This is a genomic window from Acinetobacter sp. YH01020 (genome assembly GCF_013420275.1).
GTDB lineage: Bacteria > Pseudomonadota > Gammaproteobacteria > Pseudomonadales > Moraxellaceae > Acinetobacter > Acinetobacter amyesii.
Genome location: NZ_VOYN01000019.1, coordinates 42432 through 60877, shown reverse-complemented (window position 1 = coordinate 60877; position 18446 = coordinate 42432). Strand labels below are relative to the sequence as shown.

Annotated in this window: 16 protein-coding genes and 1 pseudogene; 7 read left to right on the top strand and 10 right to left on the bottom strand. The window is 40.6% G+C overall.

Going from position 1 to position 18446, the window contains the following annotated elements; genetic code table 11:
* A pseudogene (locus tag FTT85_RS18715) lies at positions 1 to 311 on the bottom strand (hypothetical protein); the annotation flags it as partial.
* A gap of 181 nt (positions 312 to 492) precedes the next feature.
* Between FTT85_RS18715 and FTT85_RS09285 the strand changes: the two are divergent.
* Genes FTT85_RS09285 through purB form a run of 4 tightly spaced genes read left to right on the top strand, consistent with a single transcriptional unit; the run spans position 493 to position 4308 of the window.
* Positions 493 to 978 carry an NUDIX hydrolase gene (locus FTT85_RS09285; RefSeq protein WP_180010414.1) on the top strand — a complete coding sequence of 162 codons (486 nt, stop codon included), beginning with the start codon at positions 493 to 495 and terminating at the stop codon, positions 976 to 978.
* A 4-nt stretch (positions 979 to 982) separates the two neighbouring features.
* Complete coding sequence (gene mnmA / locus FTT85_RS09280) at positions 983 to 2119, top strand: tRNA 2-thiouridine(34) synthase MnmA (protein ID WP_168379207.1); 1137 nt, start codon at positions 983 to 985, stop codon at positions 2117 to 2119.
* Between the two features lie 12 nt (positions 2120 to 2131).
* On the top strand, positions 2132 to 2863 hold the full coding sequence (gene hflD, locus FTT85_RS09275) for a high frequency lysogenization protein HflD (protein ID WP_078190181.1): 732 nt from the start codon (positions 2132 to 2134) through the stop codon (positions 2861 to 2863).
* 56 nt (positions 2864 to 2919) lie between these two features.
* Positions 2920 to 4308: an adenylosuccinate lyase gene (gene purB, locus FTT85_RS09270; protein ID WP_168379206.1), complete on the top strand. Its 1389-nt coding sequence runs from the start codon at positions 2920 to 2922 to the stop codon at positions 4306 to 4308.
* 184 nt (positions 4309 to 4492) lie between these two features.
* Here purB and FTT85_RS09265 read toward each other — a convergent pair whose 3' ends face one another.
* Positions 4493 to 4732, bottom strand: a complete 240-nt coding sequence (locus FTT85_RS09265) for a hypothetical protein (protein WP_180004910.1) — start codon at positions 4730 to 4732, stop codon at positions 4493 to 4495.
* A gap of 212 nt (positions 4733 to 4944) precedes the next feature.
* Between FTT85_RS09265 and FTT85_RS09260 the strand changes: the two genes are divergently transcribed.
* Positions 4945 to 5610 carry a DUF2238 domain-containing protein gene (locus FTT85_RS09260; RefSeq protein WP_180004911.1) on the top strand — a complete coding sequence of 222 codons (666 nt, stop codon included), beginning with the start codon at positions 4945 to 4947 and terminating at the stop codon, positions 5608 to 5610.
* Between the two features lie 364 nt (positions 5611 to 5974).
* On the opposite strand, the gene FTT85_RS09255 is transcribed toward FTT85_RS09260, so the two are convergent.
* The 6 genes from FTT85_RS09255 to FTT85_RS09230 all read right to left on the bottom strand — a co-directional run bounded on the left by FTT85_RS09255 (position 5975) and on the right by FTT85_RS09230 (position 12491).
* Positions 5975 to 6397, bottom strand: coding sequence for a hypothetical protein (locus FTT85_RS09255; protein ID WP_168379213.1), 423 nt, complete (start codon positions 6395 to 6397; stop codon positions 5975 to 5977).
* A gap of 108 nt (positions 6398 to 6505) precedes the next feature.
* Positions 6506 to 7468 (bottom strand): protease SohB, encoded by a 963-nt coding sequence (gene sohB / locus FTT85_RS09250; RefSeq protein ID WP_180009607.1) that lies wholly within the window; start codon positions 7466 to 7468, stop codon positions 6506 to 6508.
* 190 nt (positions 7469 to 7658) lie between these two features.
* The gene (pstB, locus tag FTT85_RS09245) at positions 7659 to 8582 is read right to left on the bottom strand and encodes a phosphate ABC transporter ATP-binding protein PstB (protein WP_218955460.1); all 924 of its coding nucleotides are present in this window, start codon (positions 8580 to 8582) and stop codon (positions 7659 to 7661) included.
* 13 nt (positions 8583 to 8595) lie between these two features.
* Positions 8596 to 9987: a phosphate ABC transporter permease PstA gene (pstA, locus tag FTT85_RS09240; RefSeq protein ID WP_180114572.1), complete on the bottom strand. Its 1392-nt coding sequence runs from the start codon at positions 9985 to 9987 to the stop codon at positions 8596 to 8598.
* Entirely contained in the window at positions 9984 to 11363 is a 1380-nt protein-coding gene (pstC, locus tag FTT85_RS09235; RefSeq protein ID WP_180023450.1) for a phosphate ABC transporter permease subunit PstC, read from the bottom strand. Before pstC ends, pstA begins: the two co-directional genes overlap by 4 nt.
* Positions 11364 to 11462: 99 nt before the next feature.
* Complete coding sequence (locus tag FTT85_RS09230) at positions 11463 to 12491, bottom strand: substrate-binding domain-containing protein (RefSeq protein ID WP_168379199.1); 1029 nt, start codon at positions 12489 to 12491, stop codon at positions 11463 to 11465.
* 410 nt (positions 12492 to 12901) lie between these two features.
* Between FTT85_RS09230 and FTT85_RS09225 the strand changes: the two genes are divergently transcribed.
* Complete coding sequence (locus FTT85_RS09225) at positions 12902 to 13954, top strand: Rieske 2Fe-2S domain-containing protein (RefSeq protein ID WP_180116775.1); 1053 nt, start codon at positions 12902 to 12904, stop codon at positions 13952 to 13954.
* Positions 13955 to 14309: 355 nt separating this feature from the next.
* On the opposite strand, the gene FTT85_RS09220 is transcribed toward FTT85_RS09225, so the two are convergent.
* Positions 14310 to 15842 carry an aspartate aminotransferase family protein gene (locus tag FTT85_RS09220; RefSeq protein ID WP_180183393.1) on the bottom strand — a complete coding sequence of 511 codons (1533 nt, stop codon included), beginning with the start codon at positions 15840 to 15842 and terminating at the stop codon, positions 14310 to 14312.
* A gap of 2 nt (positions 15843 to 15844) precedes the next feature.
* On the bottom strand, positions 15845 to 17218 hold the full coding sequence (locus FTT85_RS09215) for a diaminobutyrate--2-oxoglutarate transaminase (protein WP_180026310.1): 1374 nt from the start codon (positions 17216 to 17218) through the stop codon (positions 15845 to 15847).
* Positions 17219 to 17702: 484 nt separating this feature from the next.
* On the opposite strand from FTT85_RS09215, the gene FTT85_RS09210 reads away from it, so the two are divergent.
* A complete protein-coding gene (locus FTT85_RS09210) occupies positions 17703 to 18404 on the top strand; it encodes an SIMPL domain-containing protein (RefSeq protein WP_180183392.1) in 702 nt (233 codons plus the stop codon).
* Positions 18405 to 18446: the final 42 nt, after the last annotated feature.

Here is an 18446-nt window from a genome sequence, read left to right as displayed (position 1 = left end):
GTATATAGAAATCGTCGTAAACGATTAAACCTGCGGTTTAATTTACTTGCTGGCATATACAATTTAGATTGGGTGAAAGATAAACAATTAAATTGATTGAAAAATGATTTATGAAGGAAGTCTATTAATTTAATAGTTGCACCATCTCTGTATATATCTTTCCAAACTGTATATGCATTATTTTTCTTTGGCAGCGTTTGTTTAACGTCGAGAATTGCATCATCTACAAGCAACAAATTTTCATCAGCACCGCTTTTTGCCGTACAACTAACCATTAACATAACAAATATAAATAAACTTAGTATTTTCATCTAATTCTCAAAATATTTTTCAGTGTGAAGATATGTACAATAGATTTATCTTACAAGATTCCTCCACGTTCTTCTTACTTCAATATTGAAACGCATCTCAAGGAAATTAAGAAAAAAATCAATCATAGCCACCGCTCCCTAAATTTTGTAGAATAGCGTTTTTACCCCATGGTGCTTTTCTATGACCGCTTGGACTGCTCATGTCACTGTTGCTACAGTCGTTGAAAAAGACGGAAAATTCCTATTTGTTGAAGAACATACAGAAGGTGTGACCCATACTGTATTTAATCAACCTGCAGGTCATGTTGAAGCTGGCGAAACCATTATTGAAGCCGCCATTCGAGAAACCATGGAAGAAACAGGTCATGATGTAGAAATCACGAACCTCCTAGGCATGTATACTTATACTCCTCCGATGTTCCCTGATCGTACTTATTTCCGTTTCTGTTTCTTAGCTAAGGACATTCAGTACCATTCCGATGCACAGTTAGACACAGGTATTGTCGGTGCAGTATGGATGACGCTTGATGAACTCATTGAGTCTGCCCGTGCGCGCAGTCCATTAGTCATCAAAGCTGTACAAGATGCTCTTTCAGGTCAAAAATTTCCTTTATCGCTCATTTACGAGCACCAAAATTCTCCCTTAATTTCAAATTTGGATGCTTAATCCTATGCAACAACGTGTCATCGTCGGTATGTCTGGTGGTGTAGATTCTTCTGTATCTGCAGCACTTTTACTTCAACAAGGTTATCAAGTTGAAGGTCTTTTCATGAAAAACTGGGAAGAAGATGACGGCACGGAATACTGTACGGCAATGGAAGATCTTGCCGATGCTCAAGCCGTTTGTGACAAAATTGGAATCAAACTTCATACCGCAAACTTTGCGATGGAATATTGGGACCGTGTCTTTGAGCATTTCTTAGAAGAATATGCCGCAGGTCGTACACCAAACCCAGATATTCTCTGCAATAAAGAAATTAAATTCCGTGCATTTCTCGACCATGCTGTGAACTTAGGTGCTGACTTTATTGCGACAGGCCACTATTGCCGCCGTGGTGAAACGCTAAAAAATTCACGTGGTGAAGAGTATGCCCCTCTACTGCGTGGTCTAGACAACAACAAAGACCAAACCTATTTCCTACATGCAGTGCATGGTCGTGAAATTAACAAAACTTTGTTCCCTGTGGGTGAAATTGAAAAACCACAAGTGCGTAAAATCGCTGAAGAATTAGGTCTAATCACCGCGAAGAAAAAAGATTCAACAGGAATTTGCTTTATTGGCGAACGTCGATTTAATGACTTCTTAAAGCAATATTTACCTGCTCAACCCGGAAAAATCGTCCTAGACACGGGTAAAGAGGTTGGTGAACATCACGGCTTAATGTACTATACGCTCGGCCAACGTGGTGGCATCGGTCTTGGTGGTCTAAAAGGTGCTGAAGAAGGCGCTTGGTTTGTACTACATAAAGATATCGAAGGTAATCGCCTAGTCGTTGGTCAAGGTCATGAACATCCACTCATGCAAAGCACCATTTTATGGTCTGAAGCGATTGATTGGGTGGCTGGTGAACAAGAGATTCCTGAATCAGGCTTCCGCTGCACAGCGAAAACTCGTTATCGTCAGCCTGACCAAGACTGTACAATATTTAAAGACCCAACAGCGCCAAATGGTGTGCGTGTCGAATTCGATGAGCCACAACGTGCTGTTACACCGGGTCAAAGTGTGGTGTTCTACACCGGTGAAGTTTGTTTAGGGGGTGGTGTGATTCATCATACCAATGCGCCTAAACCGGATTTTATTGAATAAGGATTGTTTCGGATGACAGAGTTACCGTTTCAACAGCCTCAGACTCTGAATACTCGCCAAAATCGTGCATTGGCGTTAGCTGCTGTTTTTCAAGCGACACAGCTGACCCACATGACTGCATTGACTGGGCAACAGAGTATCGGGGAAAGCGGTAACTTTTATTTTGAACATCTCATTAAAGCCAGTTTAAATATCCGTCCTAAGTCGAATCAGTCTAGTCAGACGCTTGATTTTTTTAGTGGCTTGGCGGATATTTCGCTGGGATTAAAAACCTTAGAAAGTAGCATTACTCAACCCTTCAATACATCTCCCAAATCTAGACTTCCTAAACTTGCCAATACTAAGCTACCCATGACGTATGCGATGGCGTTATTGCAGTTAGAAAAGAAAGTCTATAGCAATCCTAAATTTGTCGAAATCATCGAACAATCCCAACAAAAAATTCTAAGACAGCTTTCCTTTTTTGATAATAATTATTTACATCCAAGTATCATTGCCAATTTAGCGCAAACCTATATTGAAACTGCAGGCCAAATTAATCCACGTATTATGGTTCGTGGTAATGCCGAAGCATTTAAAGACACTTCTCATACCAATCGCATTCGCGCCACCTTATTTACCGGCTTACAAATGGCACATTTATGGCGTCAGCTCGGTGGTAGCTCATGGGGTATGATTTTCAGTAAGCGCAAGCTACTACAAGATATTCAAGATCTTGCCCGTTTACAGTATCAGGTGGTTTAACTGATGCAGTACGGGCTTTTTGTTTTACGTTTAATTCCAAAATTTAAGGAATCGCTATGAACGCTTTAACCGCACTTTCTCCATTAGATGGACGTTACGCAAGCAAATGTGATGCTCTACGTCCCTTCCTCTCTGAGTTTGGTTTAATCCATGCTCGTGTGACTGTTGAAGTGCGTTGGTTACAAGCGCTTGCAAACCGTCCTGAAATCACTGAAGTTCCAGCGTTCAGTGCTGAAACTAACGCTGCGCTTGATGCAATTGTTGCGAACTTCTCTGAAGACAATGCAAACCGCATTAAAGAAATTGAACGTACAACAAACCATGACGTAAAAGCAGTTGAGTACTTCTTAAAAGAGCAAATCGCACATATCGATGAGCTTAAAAATGCTGGAGAATTCATTCACTTTGCATGTACATCTGAAGACATCAACAACTTGTCTCATGCTTTAATGCTTAAAAATGGCCGTGAAGTTTTAGTTGCAGCAATGCAGCAAATCATCGATTCAATCGTTGCTTTGGCTGAACAACACGCTGAACAACCAATGTTGTCTCGTACACATGGTCAAACTGCAAGCCCAACAACTTTGGGTAAAGAAATGGCGAACGTGGCTTACCGCCTTGCACGTCAAATCAAACAATTCAAACAAGTTGAATTACTTGGTAAAATCAATGGTGCAGTAGGTAACTACAACGCGCACTACTCTGCTTACCCTGAAATTAACTGGCCTGCGCATTCACAAGCATTTGTTGAATCATTAGGTTTAGAATTTAACCCGTACACCACTCAAATCGAACCACATGACTACATGGCGGAACTTTTTGATGCGCTACGTCGTTTCAACACAATCTTAATCGACTTTAACCGTGACGTTTGGGGCTACATCTCACTTGGTTTCTTCAAACAACGTTTGAAAGAAGGCGAAGTTGGTTCTTCAACAATGCCACATAAAGTTAACCCAATTGACTTCGAAAACTCTGAAGGTAACTTGGGTATTGCGAATGCGGTATTGGCTCACCTTGGTGAAAAACTTCCTGTATCTCGTTGGCAGCGTGACTTAACTGACTCAACTGTGCTTCGTAACATGGGTGTTGGTTTTGCACAAAGCTTGATCGCTTTTGAAGCTTGCTCTAAAGGTATTGGTAAACTTGAATTGAATGCTCAACGTATTCTTGAAGACCTTGACCATGCGCAAGAAGTACTTGCAGAACCGATTCAAACTGTTATGCGTCGTTATGCAGTTGAAAAACCTTACGAAAAACTTAAAGCCCTAACTCGTGGTCAAGCAATGACTCGCGAAATGATGGTTGATTTCGTAAATGGTAACGAATTAGAAGCTGTTCCAGCTGCTGACCGTGCGCGTCTTGCAGAAATGACACCTGCAACATATACAGGTAATGCATCAACTCAAGCAGCAAACATTAAAGATCTTATTTCTAAAATCTAATTTTAGATAGATCAAAAAAAACGAGGCTTCATGCCTCGTTTTTTATTTATAATACTTCTGCTCTCTTTGAGATGAGGAGCATGCTCCGCAAGGAGATGAGACTATCCAACTCTCCCTTGCGAACTCAGAATATATTCTGAGGATTCTCATCTCCTATAAGGAGATAGAAAATTTAGACGCAATTTTATTCTGCAGGGCAATATTTCGCCCAATCATCTTTCATTCGCTGTAATTCACAACCCGTTAAAACATCTGAGTAATAAATATAATATGTGGCATTGGGATACTGAATTTCATGGCGAAACATCATGCCCCGCAAAGATACAGAGAGCTCTTCTGGAAAATCATCTGTTAAATTAAGTTCTTCAAACTCATAGTTAAAATAACAATTTTGAGTCGCAATAAATGCCTCAACAACGGCCATAGTTACTTCCAAATACATAAACTTCGATATACATCTGAGTTTAATACAATCTTTTTGAAAATACTTATCCCTAGTTGCTAGCTGATGACATTTGAAAAAATAATGCACAAATTCTAACGCCGGCGAACTAACACCTTTCATCGCATTATGGCTATACTTGCCGCGAATTATAAACATTGCACACCGATAAAAAATTTGAGCTTTGCCTTTTCATGATTGATTTCAAATTAAAACTTAAGCACATCTTAGCTTTTGCGTTATTAACTCTTGCTATTGCGATCGCCAGTATCCAACCTTTAGAAATGGAAGCGTATATACTCCATCAAATTGGCACAGCGTTTATGCTGATCGTGCTGCTCGTTTTCCTCTATAAAATAGGGCTAAGTTTCGCAACTGTTTGCCTGTATCTTGGCTTTTTACTGATTCATGTCATCGGTGCCCATTATTTATATTCTTATGTGCCTTATTCTGAATGGACACAAGCTCTCTTCGGTTTCAACCTTGACCAAAGCATGGGATGGTCTCGGAATATGTATGATCGGCTTGTACACCTTGCCTATGGATTGCTGCTCTATCCGTTCTTTTATCGCATATTTCAAATCTGGCTACCACAATTAAAAGCCGGAACACTCTTTTTATTGGTCGTACAATTCGTCATGGCGACCAGTTTATTTTATGAATGGATCGAATGGCTGATTGCCATTGGCTTATCACCAGAAGAAGCTGAAAATTATAATGGGCAACAAGGTGATATTTGGGATGCGCATAAAGATATGCTGCTCGCAACACTTGGTGCGATGATCACTGGTGGTATTTGTTTAATGACATCAAATTTGTTGAATAACGCTAAACAAAAGCCTGAATATTTTTTATCTTAAATACTGATGTTACGCACCTAGAAGTAATTTCTCATTTTAAAAATGATTTTTAAGTCTATTCGACGGAGTCTTACATCTAGGAATTGAATAACGGGATTAGCCTTCGGCTGGAGGTACTTTTACGAAACGATGTTTCTCATTCGGCAAAATGAGAAGCGAAGCTTCGCAAGGAAACCATCTTGCGAAGCAATGCTCCTCACCGCAAAACTCGTTCGCTCGCGTCTACGTATTCAAAGTATCGCAAAAACATTTTTGATTAGAAGCAGCCCTGTCTCAAACACTTGCGGATGACGTTACCGCGTATCGTTGTTTTATTTGAATCAAATTGCACTTCTGGTGTTACTGCGTAACATCAGTTAAATATTTAAGCAGTCCATTGAATTAAGATTGAATCTGACATTTGCGGATTCAATTTTCGGTCATAATACTGAAAGCACGCTTTTGCTCCCGCTGGCATTTTTTGTAGATCATCATCTATACGAAAATGCCGTGTATATTTTGTATGATTCACTAAAATTTCAACCCGCTCAAAAGGCTGTCTTTTATTTATATTTCCGCTACTCATATAACTCTGATAGGCCACAACAGTGCCGCAGGCTTCAGAGCGAACATCTACCTGTAATGATGAACAATAAATATAGCCTGCCAACAGTGTTGCTGCTGGGCCAAACAGCGCAGCATACTGTTTCAGCACAGATTTTTTCACACTTTGAAAATGCAGCAAATATAGCCAAGGCCAAACCATTAGGCAAATGACACCACCTAAAATAAACAGAAAATTAGACATCATTATCATCAATATCTATGTACGCAACGCAATCTATCACAACAGCATCGTTTAGCATAAAAAAAGCTCACCGAAGTGAGCTTTAAATACTTTATAAGCATAAAGATTTTAAAATTTTAGATCTTTTAATTGAACGATATTTGCATTAGCTTTGCTCAATGATTCCATCACTTTTGACATGACAGCAGGAACCAATGAATCCGCAATTTGTGCTGCTTGTAAGCCTAACTTCTCACCCAGTGTTGGTTTTTTGCGGGTTTCAATCATATATACATCATGTTGTGGCATAAGACTTAATAGATATTCATCTGACGTTTGGAGTTTATCGACCAAATTGAGATCCATTGCATCTTGACCATACCAATGCTCACCTGTGGCAACTTTATCGACATTGAGCTGAGGACGGTATTTTTCAACAAAGTGTTTAAACAAGTTATGGGTTTGCTGTAACTCTTCTTCAAATTTGGCTTTACCTTCAGCAGTATTTTCACCAAACATAGTTACGGTACGTTTGAACTGACCCGCGGTATACAGTTCAAAATCGATATGTTTTTCTTTCAATAAACGGTTAAAGTTCGGCACTTGTGCAACCACACCAATCGAACCCACCACGGCAAATGGTGCTGAAACGATCTCATTTGCAATGCAGGCCATCATATAGCCACCGCTTGCAGCAACTTTATCCACGCAAATGGTTAAGTTAAATCCAGCATCACGTAAACGTACCAATTGTGCAGCGGCCAGACCATAGCCATGCACCATCCCGCCTGGACTTTCTAAACGTAAAACCACGCGGTCACGTCCTGCTTTTGCTGTCGCTAAGATCAGGGTAATTTCTTCACGTAGACTCGTTACCGCAGATGCAGCGGTATCACCATTAAAATCGATTACATAAATTTTTTGGTTATTCTTTTTACGTGCGCGCGCTTCTTTTGATAATTGTTGGCTTAGTTGCAGCAGCTCAAGTTTAGATGCAGTCGTTTGCGCAATTTTTTTTCGTTGTTCATTGATACGTGCATTTAAGTGGCTTACACGAATTTCCGCAGGCAACTTGGGATTATGAAATAGCATAAAATTGAAACTCATTTAATTCATATTTATGTTGTATAACATGTGGGTTACATCACAAAAATTCAATCTATTTTTTGAAAATAATTCTCATTGAGTCAAATTGAGCTTTTTATTTCTATCAATCCTTTTCTACCTAATTATTGACTTCATAAAAAAAGAGCCTTTCGGCTCTATTTTCAAACAGTCTAGATTAACCAAAACGACCGGTAATATAGGCTTCTGTAAGCTGATGATCCGGTTGGGTAAAGACTTTTTCAGTGGAATTCACTTCAATTAAATCACCCAAATGGAAATATGCGGTACGGTCAGAAACACGCGCTGCTTGTTGCATCGAGTGTGTCACAATCGCAATGGTATATTGCGCTGAAAGTTCAGTGATGAGCTCTTCTACTTTTGCTGTTGCAATTGGATCGAGTGCTGAACAAGGTTCATCCATTAAAATCACTTCAGGACTGACAGCAATGGTTCGCGCAATACATAGACGTTGCTGCTGACCACCTGAAAGTCCTGTACCCGGTTGGTTCAAACGGTCTTTCACTTCATCCCAAAGGCCTGCTTTACGCAGACTATTTTCAACAATTTCTTCCATGTCGTATTTGTCACGTGCCAAACCATGCAATTTTGGACCATAAGCGACATTGTCAAAAATAGACTTTGGGAATGGGTTCGGCTTTTGGAAAACCATACCCACTTGGGCACGCAGTAACACCACATCGAGATTTGGATCATAGATATCTTGATTATCCATAAGCACTTGCCCTGTCACACGACAAGAATCAATCGTGTCATTCATACGGTTGAGCGTACGTAGGAAAGTTGACTTACCACAACCAGACGGACCAATAAAGGCAATCACTTCATTTTCATAAATGTTCAGATCTATGCCTTTGATCGCTTCAGATTCACCATAGTACACATGCACATCATTGGTACTGATTTTCACATTGCTCGATTTCGCATCTTTTTTCGCGCTAGATTGCGTATCGAATTGTGACACAAACGCAGTATTGGTTTGTTTTTGGCTGCCCTGAGCAGAGGTAAATTGTGTTTGTTCTGGATTCACAGACTTATCCTGATCTAAGGAATTCTTTTCAGTTGTAATGACGCTATTCATATAATGCCCTCAATTACCAGCGTACTTCAAATTTCTTACGTAACCAGATGGCTAAACTGTTTAAGCCGATCATGAGAGCAAGAAGTACAATGATTGCTGCTGCGGTACGTCCTTCAAAGAAGTTACGTAGCTCATTACCTTGCCAAAGGAAAATTTGTACAGGTAATGCAGTGGATTGATCTAAAGGAGTGGCTGGTACACTTGCCACAAAGGCACTCATACCAATCAATAATAATGGAGCAGTTTCTCCTAGGGCTTGCGCAACACCAATAATGGCACCGGTTAAGATACCTGGTAATGCCAGTGGCAAGACGTGGTGAAATACAGTTTGTAAACGTGATGCACCCAAACCTAAAGCGGCTTGACGGATCGATGGAGGAACAGCTTTTAGTGAAGCACGTGTGGTAATAATGACCGTTGGCAAAGTCATCAAACTTAAGACTAAACCACCAACCACAGGAGCCGAAAGCGGCATATGCATCCAACCAATAAAGATCGCTGCACCAAGCAAACCAAAGACAATCGAAGGAACCGCTGCTAAGTTGTTAATGTTGACTTCGACAACATCGGTAATCCAGTTTTTAGGTGCAAATTCTTCTAAGTAAATTGCGGATGCTACACCGATTGGAATTGAAATAATGATCACGATCAGCATCATAAATAACGACCCCATAAACGCCCCAGCTAAACCTGAAGTTGCAGGTGAGCTACGAGAGTCTGGATTCTTAAATATTTCAGTATTAAATGAGTTAGTAATAACACCATCAGCTTTAAGTTTATCTGCAAGTTGGCGTACTTCTGGGCTCAATTGTTGCTGTTCATCAGGCAAGCTGCGGTCAATATTACCAGCCAACCAGACATCGACATTAGCATCTGCAAGGATTTTAAAATCTTGTTTTTGACCAATCAATGACGGATCTGCCATTACCATGTCACGTAAGCGATAAGCTTCTGAACTTGTATATAAACTGTTGAGATCATCACGTTGTGAGGCAATCGCTGGATCTTTTGCTATGATGCCATTTACGATGAGCGCATCCCAATCCACCATGCCCATTTCAGTTTGCCAAGCAATGTAACGCTCTTGGAACTGTGCAGGTGATTCACCTTCTTTTTGAATTGGTTTCGCACCAACTTTGACAATGTTTGGATCAAAAAACACAGGTACCGTCATTGAGCTTTGCCAAAATGCAGGTAAACCTTTGGCTAAAATACTACCAAACAATAGCACGACGAACAATAAGCCAGTCACTACTGCACTAAAGCCCAAGACACGGAAGGTATTTTCTTTACGGTGTCTTTTCGCCAATGAGTTTTCAATGATTTTCTTACGTTTTTCACGAAGCTCAGCGGCTGCATGTGAATCAAATTTTTGATCCATGTTTGATGTATTCGTAGTACTCATTCGTATTGCTCACGGTATTTACGCACAATGTACAGTGCAACAATATTCAGCCCTAAGGTAATCACAAACAGTGTTAAACCGAGTGCAAAAGCAACTAATGCTTGAGGACTCGCAAAGTCTGTATCACCTGTTAATTGGTTTACGATGGTAATAGTGACGGTAGACACCGCTTCGAGTGGGTTGATATGCAGTAAAGGACTGTTCCCTGCTGCAAGCACCACAATCATGGTTTCACCAATTGCACGAGATGCTGCCAATAAGAATGCACCGATGATGCCCGGCAATGCTGCTGGAATCACCACTTGGCGAATGGTTTCTGATTTTGTAGCACCCAAACCAAGTGAACCATCACGAAGCGCGCGAGGCACTTGAGTAATGATGTCGTCAGATAATGATGAAACGAATGGGATAATCATAATCCCCATCACAAAGCCTGCTGTTAAAGCACTGGTTGCATTAATATCGAGTCCAATATACGCGCCGAGCTGTTTTGCAAAAGGTCCAATAATCATTAAGGCAAATACACCGTAAACAATCGTTGGAATACCTGCGAGAACTTCAATGGCCGGTTTTGCCCAAGCACGGAAACTTGGCTTGGCATATTCAGCCAAGTAAATCGCAATCATCAGACCAACTGGAACAGCAACCAATAGCGCAATTCCACTAACCATGAGTGTGCCCCAAAGGAGTGGCAGCAAACCATAACTACCTTCAGCATTCCCTGATGTACTAAAACCGGGGTTCCATTCAGTGCCTAAGAAGAAATCTAGTGGACTGACAAAACTAAAGAAACGCATGGCTTCACTGAACATCGACATCACAATGCCAACTGTTGTCAGGATTGCGACACCCGAACACAGTGCCAATGCGATATTAATGACTTTTTCGACTTGGTTACGTGCACGATATTTTTCTGCGATGCGGCGTTTAGCCATGACTAAACCAATCAATGCCGCACAAATCACAACGGCCAATTTTGCATATGAGCCGATACTTTCAATTTTCTTTAACTGTTCTGCTGCTGCAAGTTCATATGCAGCTGGCGTATCACTTACTCCAAAACCAGAAGCAATCGCTTGAACGCGGTCAACCATTACGCTCGTGCTTGCAGGATCTAAACTTAAACGAATATTTTCAGGGACATTATTTAAAATAACGTGTTGAAAAATACTCGGTTCAACCAAGTTCCAAACAATCAAGATTAAAAAAGCGGGAATCCCACACCATAAAGCGACCAAAACACCATAATAGCCCGGTCGTGAATGCAACATTGCTGAGTTATTGCCTTTACCTGCAAGTTTGCGACTTTTGGTCAGTCCAACTTGATAAGCGATTGCAATAATTGCGAGCAACACACCAATAAGTAGCAGATTCATGTAATCCCCACTGTTTTTTCAAAAGCCCTTCTTGAAAAAACTGTTTCTTTGCAAAAAGCCAATGGCAGGTCAATCCTGCCATTGGCTGTTTCAATCCAATTATTTAACTGCTTTACCAGCTTTAAAGTTTGCAAGAACTGCAGCGCGCTCTTTATCAGACATTGAAATTAAGCCTGCTTTTTCTAGCTTAGAACCTTTACCTGATACTTTTTTACTTAGGAAGAATTCTGTGAACTCTTTTAAGCCTTTAATTGATTTTAAGTGCTCACCCTTTACATAGAAGAACAATGGACGAGATACTGGGTATGAACCATTTAAAATTGTCTTCTCAGACGGCGCTACATTATTCACTGTTGCTACACGTAACTTGTCACGGTTTTGGTCATAGAAACCTAGACCGAATACACCTACAGCGTTAGGTGAAGTTTTTAAGCGTGCCAATGTCTCTGTATAGTCGCCTGCGATTTCAATCACACGACCATCTTTACGGAATGTTGAACATGCTTTTTTCTGAGCATCTTTATCTAATTTTGCGAAAGCTTCATAAGTTTCACAGCCAGCATCGACCATTTTTTCTTGGAACACTTCACGTGTACCATGGTTTGATGCAGGAATAACTAAAGTGATTGCTTCGTTTGGTAAAGTTGGGTCGATTTGATTCCAACGTGTGTATGGGTTTGGAACCAATTTACCTTTTGAAGGTAATTCAGCAGCAAGTGCAGCAAATACGTGCTGTGGGCGAAGTTTGAATGCCGCTTTTTTCGCATTTGAAGCAAATACGATACCGTCATATCCAACTTTAATTTCTAAGATTTGGTTAACGCCTGCTTTTTTACATGCAGCCAATTCAGTACCTTTAATTTTACGAGATGCGTTTGCAACATCAATTGTGTTATCGCCTACACCATTACAAAATTGTTTCAAACCACCTGAAGTACCGCCTGAACCTACGACAGGTGCTTTAAATTGTGGGAATGTATTACCAAACTCTTCTGCAACAATACTTGCATAAGGCAGTACAGTTGAAGAACCAGCAATTTGGATCGTGTCACGAGCTGCATTTGCAGTTGTAGCGACTGTTGCCCCAGTAGTGAGTACCATAGCAAGTGCGATATGATTTAAGCGCATTCTCATCTCTCTTAATTGATGCATTTATTGGAGTACGCCACTTTTATTTTTAAAGTCTTGTACTTTTTCGATATCTGCATTTTGATTTTAGAGTATGACAGTTAGGTTACATCTTTATGACGCTTTTATGATAATTGATGATTGCTCATTGATTTAAATATAATTCTTTATTTTTCAATACGTAATGAAATTTATCAAAGTATTGGTCTTATTTATTTCTACTTTGATATTCGTAAGAATTCATGTCACTGTCATATTTTGTCTTATTTTCTTTTTTCAAATTCTCCTCTTTTTCTGAATGATGCACATTTGCATGTTCGATTTTTTATTCCATGTTATTCCAATAATTGAAATTTCATTACATTTTTAGTTAGCTCAATATGCAACTTTACATAAAAACAGAGCCTAAAATGACCAGTAAAGCCATTGCGACATTTAATCCAGACTTGCCTGTGCATATGACTTTTGAAAAACATGACTGGCACTTACTTGCAGAATATTGGTATCCCATTGCACTCGCTCGAGACATTACAGAACAACCTTATGGCACCATGCTTTTAGATATGCCGCTCGTCATCTATAAAATGGGAGAAGAACTGATTGTCGCTAAAGATGCCTGCCCACACCGCGGCGTACCCCTAAGTTTAGGTAAAAATGATGGTCTAGGCGTTGTCTGCCGCTATCATGGTTTACGCTTTGGTGAACATGGTCATTGCAATCGCATCCCTGCACATCCTGAGCACAAAATTTCACCTCGTTTCAACTTGCGTACTTATGCTGCTGTTGAGCGTTATGGACTGATATGGTGCTCACTTACTGCCGCTAAAGATACTGCACCGAATATCCCTGCAATGCCATATTGGGATGAAGCCGAGTTTCAGCAATTGGTGTGCCCAACGGTCGATTTTCAATGTTTTGCAGGCCGGCAGCTTGAAGGCTTTATTGATGTTGCGCATTTTGCATGGGTACATCCCGATACCTTTGGTGATCCTGAAAATGTAGAAGTACCTGACTATAAAACATTTGAGACTGAAACAGGGTTTAATGCGGATTATTGGAGCAGTGTTGGGCGCTACCCGATTGGTTTAGAACAACGTGGACAAGATGGCTTTCAATGGCTGCGGCATTTTGAAATTCATCTGCCTTTTACTGCAACACTCACCATACATTTTCCAAACGACAGCAAGCAAGTGATTATGAATGTGGCTTCACCGATGACTGCCCGCTCCACCCGTCTATTTGCTCCCATTTGCCGTAATTATGACAAGGACTTACCTGTCGAAGATGCTTACGACTTTAACCTGAAAATATTTGAGGAAGACCGATTAGTCTCTGAATCACAAAAGCCTGAATATTTGCCTTTGGATTTAAGCATCGAAGCGCATTTCCCGGCGGACCGCAGTTCCAGCATGTACCGCAAATTATTGCGTAAAAAAGGTTTTAGTCCATTATTTGCGGCATAACATCAATATCGTATTGCATTCACCTCACCCTAACCCTCTCCTACAAGGAGAGGGAAACTCCTTTACAAGTCTTATATTGGTTATAAATATTGTGGTATCTCATTCATCAAATGATAAACATCAATGAATATCGCGACTGGCGACAGGGATGTCACTATAAGGTAATGGTCACATGGATGTACCTTTTACATGAGAAGGATTTTAGATACTTTGATCCCTCAAAGTAACAATCTGCCTACGCAGTAAACTATCATCTTTCAATGAAAAATTGTGGCCATGTAATAAATTAAGCGCCTTTTCATTTAAAAAAAAGGAGCTCAAATGAGCTCCTTCTTCTACACCTACAAAATGATGATTAGTCAATTGCAGGAGTATATGTACCTTCAGCGATTGGGCCTTTGATACGATCCGCTTCCGCTAGCACAAGAGCAAGCAAATTCTTCACGTTGTCTAAAGTCGCTACTGGGCTTAAAGTCGTCATTTTCAATGATTGAACTTGACCTACTTTAGTTACACCAATATTCGCTTCACCACGAGCAAACAATTCGTCTGCAACGTTTTGGTTCAATGTATCTAACAATTCAGCTGGGTAACCTGCTGGTACTACACGGAACAATACCGATGCAAATTGAGGATCAACTAACATTTCTAGACCATCAGTCGCAGTAATATATGCTGCAACATCACGTGTTAGACCTACACCATGATCAATCATCGAACCGTAAAGCTCTTCACCTAACGCTTCAACCGTCATCCACAATTTCAACGCGTCAAAACGGCGAGTTGTTTGTAGTGACTTAGATACTAAGTTAGGAACGCCATGCTCTTCATCATAAGCAGAGTTTAAATACTCAGCTTCATAATGCATAAAACGATAGTTCGCTTCATCTTTAAGCAAAAATGCGCCACATGAAATCGTTTGGAAGTAATGCTTATGGAAATCAAGCGTTACCGAGTCAGACAGTTCAATACCATCTAACATTGAACGATAGTCATTTGAAAGAATCAGTGCACCGCCCCATGCTGCGTCGATATGCATCCACGCGCCATATTTGTTGGTGATTGCACGCACTTCTTTCAATGGGTCAATTGCGCCTGCATCGGTTGTACCCGCAGTTGCAACCACACATGCTACAATTTTACCTTCAGCTTGAAGGTGTGCCATGGTTTTCTCAAGCGCGTCTATATCCATGCGTGCATTTGCATCTACAGGAACAGTGACAACAGATTGGAAACCCATACCCATCATGGCCATGTTCTTTTGCACAGAGAAGTGTGCATTTTCAGAACAGATCACTTTTACGTTACGCATTGCTTCCGCAGGTACGCCATCACGCTGAACAGACCACGGGTTACCGTTTTCGTCTTTCCAGTTTTTAGCAATACATGCATCACGTGCAAGCAAAACGCCCATTAAGTTAGACTGCGTACCGCCAGAGGTGAATACACCTGCTTGACCTGCACCATAGCCAACTTTTTGGCGAAGCCAGTCAATTAACTGAACTTCCATCAATGAACCTGCAGGGCTTTGATCCCATGAGTCCATAGATTGGTTTGTCGCGTTAATGAGCACTTCAGCGATTTGGCTTGTTACCATTGTTGGGCAATGCAAATGCGCTAAAGAATGTGGGTGATGTACTTTTAAGCTTTTGTTTAAGAACAGCTCAACCATACGGTCTAGTGATTTTTGTACACCCATACCTTCTTTTGAAGGATTGAATGCAATTGCACTACGAAGCTCTTTAATACTACCGCCGGTGTACATTTTGTCATTTTGCAACCATGCAGAAACGGCTTTTACCGCTTCGCCCATTGCTGACTGGTAGTCAGCAATGGATTGTGCATCATTGCAGAATAACGCTTTACGATGTTCTGCAAAATCAACCATTATTACGCGCCTCGAGTTGCAACAAGTGCTTCAGCAAGTGCTTTCTTGAAGCGAACGATCACCTCAATACATTCAGCTTGATTGATGATCAATGGGCAAAGTAAACGAATGACAGTACCGTTACGACCACCTTTTTCTAACAACAATTTATTGTTGAAACATGCTGCTTGAATTGCTGCTGCCAATTGAGAATCACCCGGTAAAGAACCCATGTGATCTGCTTTTTGACGTTCATCAACAATTTCAACACCAATCATCAAACCACGGCCACGTACGTTGCCGATACATGGGAATTCTACCGCTAATTTTTTAATTTCAGCTTGTAAGAAGTCGCCACGCTCTTGTGCGTTTTGAGCCAAGTTTTGTTCTTTGATGGTTTTGATTGTTGCAAGACCAGTACCCATAGCAAGTTGGTTTCCACGGAATGTACCCGTGTGACCTGCTGGTTGCCATGCGTCAAACTTACGTTTAATACCCAATACTGCAAGTGGTAAGCTACCACCAACTGCTTTAGACATTACAACGACGTCTGGCTCAATACCTGCATGTTCAAAGGCAAACATTTTACCTGAACGTGCAAAGCCCGCTTGTACTTCATCAAGAATCAACACGATGTTGTGCTTTTCAGTCACTTCGCGGATTTTCTTTAACCATTTTACAGGTGCAGTCACTACACCGCCTTCGCCTTGGATTGCTTCCAAGATTACAGCTGCAGGTTTCGTTACACCGCTTTCTACGTCTTCAATGAAGTTTTCGAAATAATACGTTAATGCGTCTACACCCGCTTCACCACCAATGCCTAATGGGCAACGGTATTCATGCGGATACGGCATAAATTGAACACCTGGCATTAAGCCGTTCACAGCGTTCTTCGCAGACAAGTTGCCTGTCATTGCTAAAGAACCGTGAGTCATACCATGGTAACCACCTGAGAAGCTGATTACTGAGCTACGACCAGTGTAAGTTTTTGCTAATTTAATTGCTGCTTCTGTACCATCTGCACCAGACGGACCACAGAACTGTAGGCAATACTCTTCTTTACCACCAGGTAATTGCTCAAGTAGTGCTTCAGTGAAAGCATCTTTTAAAGGCGTTGTTAAATCCAAAGTATGCAATGGGAGACCACTTGCAAGTGTATCTTGGATACTTTGAATTACCGCAGGATGATTATGGCCTAATGCCAATGTTCCTGCCCCAGCTAAACAATCGAGGTACTCTGTACCTTCAACATCAGTAACCCAACAACCTAAAGCTTTTGCTATCGCAAGTGGAAGTTTACGCGGATAGCTACGAACATTGGATTCCATCTGGCTTTGGCGAGTCAAATAGTATTCGTTAGTAGAATTAGTGGCAGGGTTTACAGAAGAAACGCTCATATCGAATTACCATCTCTGATATGGGTTGAAAGAAATAAGTCGGGTGACTTGCGGTCCTTTGACTCGGTGCTTTATGAGTTTCTAGTTAGCTTTAAAAGCTCTTTAAGTATGGGCTAACTAGGAGGCGGATGATACAGACTTTTTCAAGAAAATAAATCACTTTTATGATCAAATAAAAAGATAATTTAGAGAAAAAACAGATCTATTCCATGGATATCTTGAATTATCATCTTACAGTGTGACAAAACAAAGAAAACCTTTTTATTTTATGCTTTTTTACAACTTATGAATGATTATTGTAATCTTCAATTATTAAAACAACTAAGTACTGATTATTTAAATAAATATTCATCAAGCACTACATTTATTTTTCTTGAAAGATTTACAATCCCACCACAGATTTTCCTTTAATCCATCATAATCACCTTTTAAGATAACAGCATAAGCTAAATTAGTCATTCTGAAAGAAGAATAGGTCATAACAATGCGTAAAATTATCTTATCTACTGTTTTATTAGCATCCAGTCTAGGTTTGGCAGCAGCAACTCAAGCAGCTGACCCACTCAATTACAACATCGTGAACATTCAAGCGGATGCCACTCGCCAAGTGTCGAATGACCAAATGCATGCCGTTTTATATATTGAAAAATCAAATAAACAACCGGCTGAACTTGCTACCCAAATCAACCAATTGATGACCCAAGCGGTGAACACAGCCCGTAAATACCCTGCGGTAAAAATCGAAACGGGGTCTCAAAGCACCTACCCGATTTATGACAATGACAGTCGTAAATTGAAAGAATGGCGTGGTCGTGCCGAAGTGCGTTTAGAAAGTACAGACTTTAAAGCAGCTAGCCAATTGGTGAGCGAGTTACAACAAAATTTCCAAACTCAATCCATCAGCTTTAGCGTGTCAGATGCACAGCGAAAAAAAGTAGAAAATGAACTCATGGTTGAAGCCTCTAAAAACTTCCAACAACGCGCGCAAACATTGTCACAAGCGTGGAATAAGTCAGGCTATAACTTGGTGAATATCAATTTAAATACCAGCAATTATGGTGGTCAGCCAGTTCCGCGTATGGCGATGATGAAAGCTGCAAGTGCCGATGCTATTCCTGAACAAGAAATGGCAGGTGGTGAATCTAAAATCACTGTCAGTGCAAATGGCTCTATCCAGTTCAAATAATTAAATTCATTTTAAGAAACCGTGCTTTAGCGCGGTTTTTTT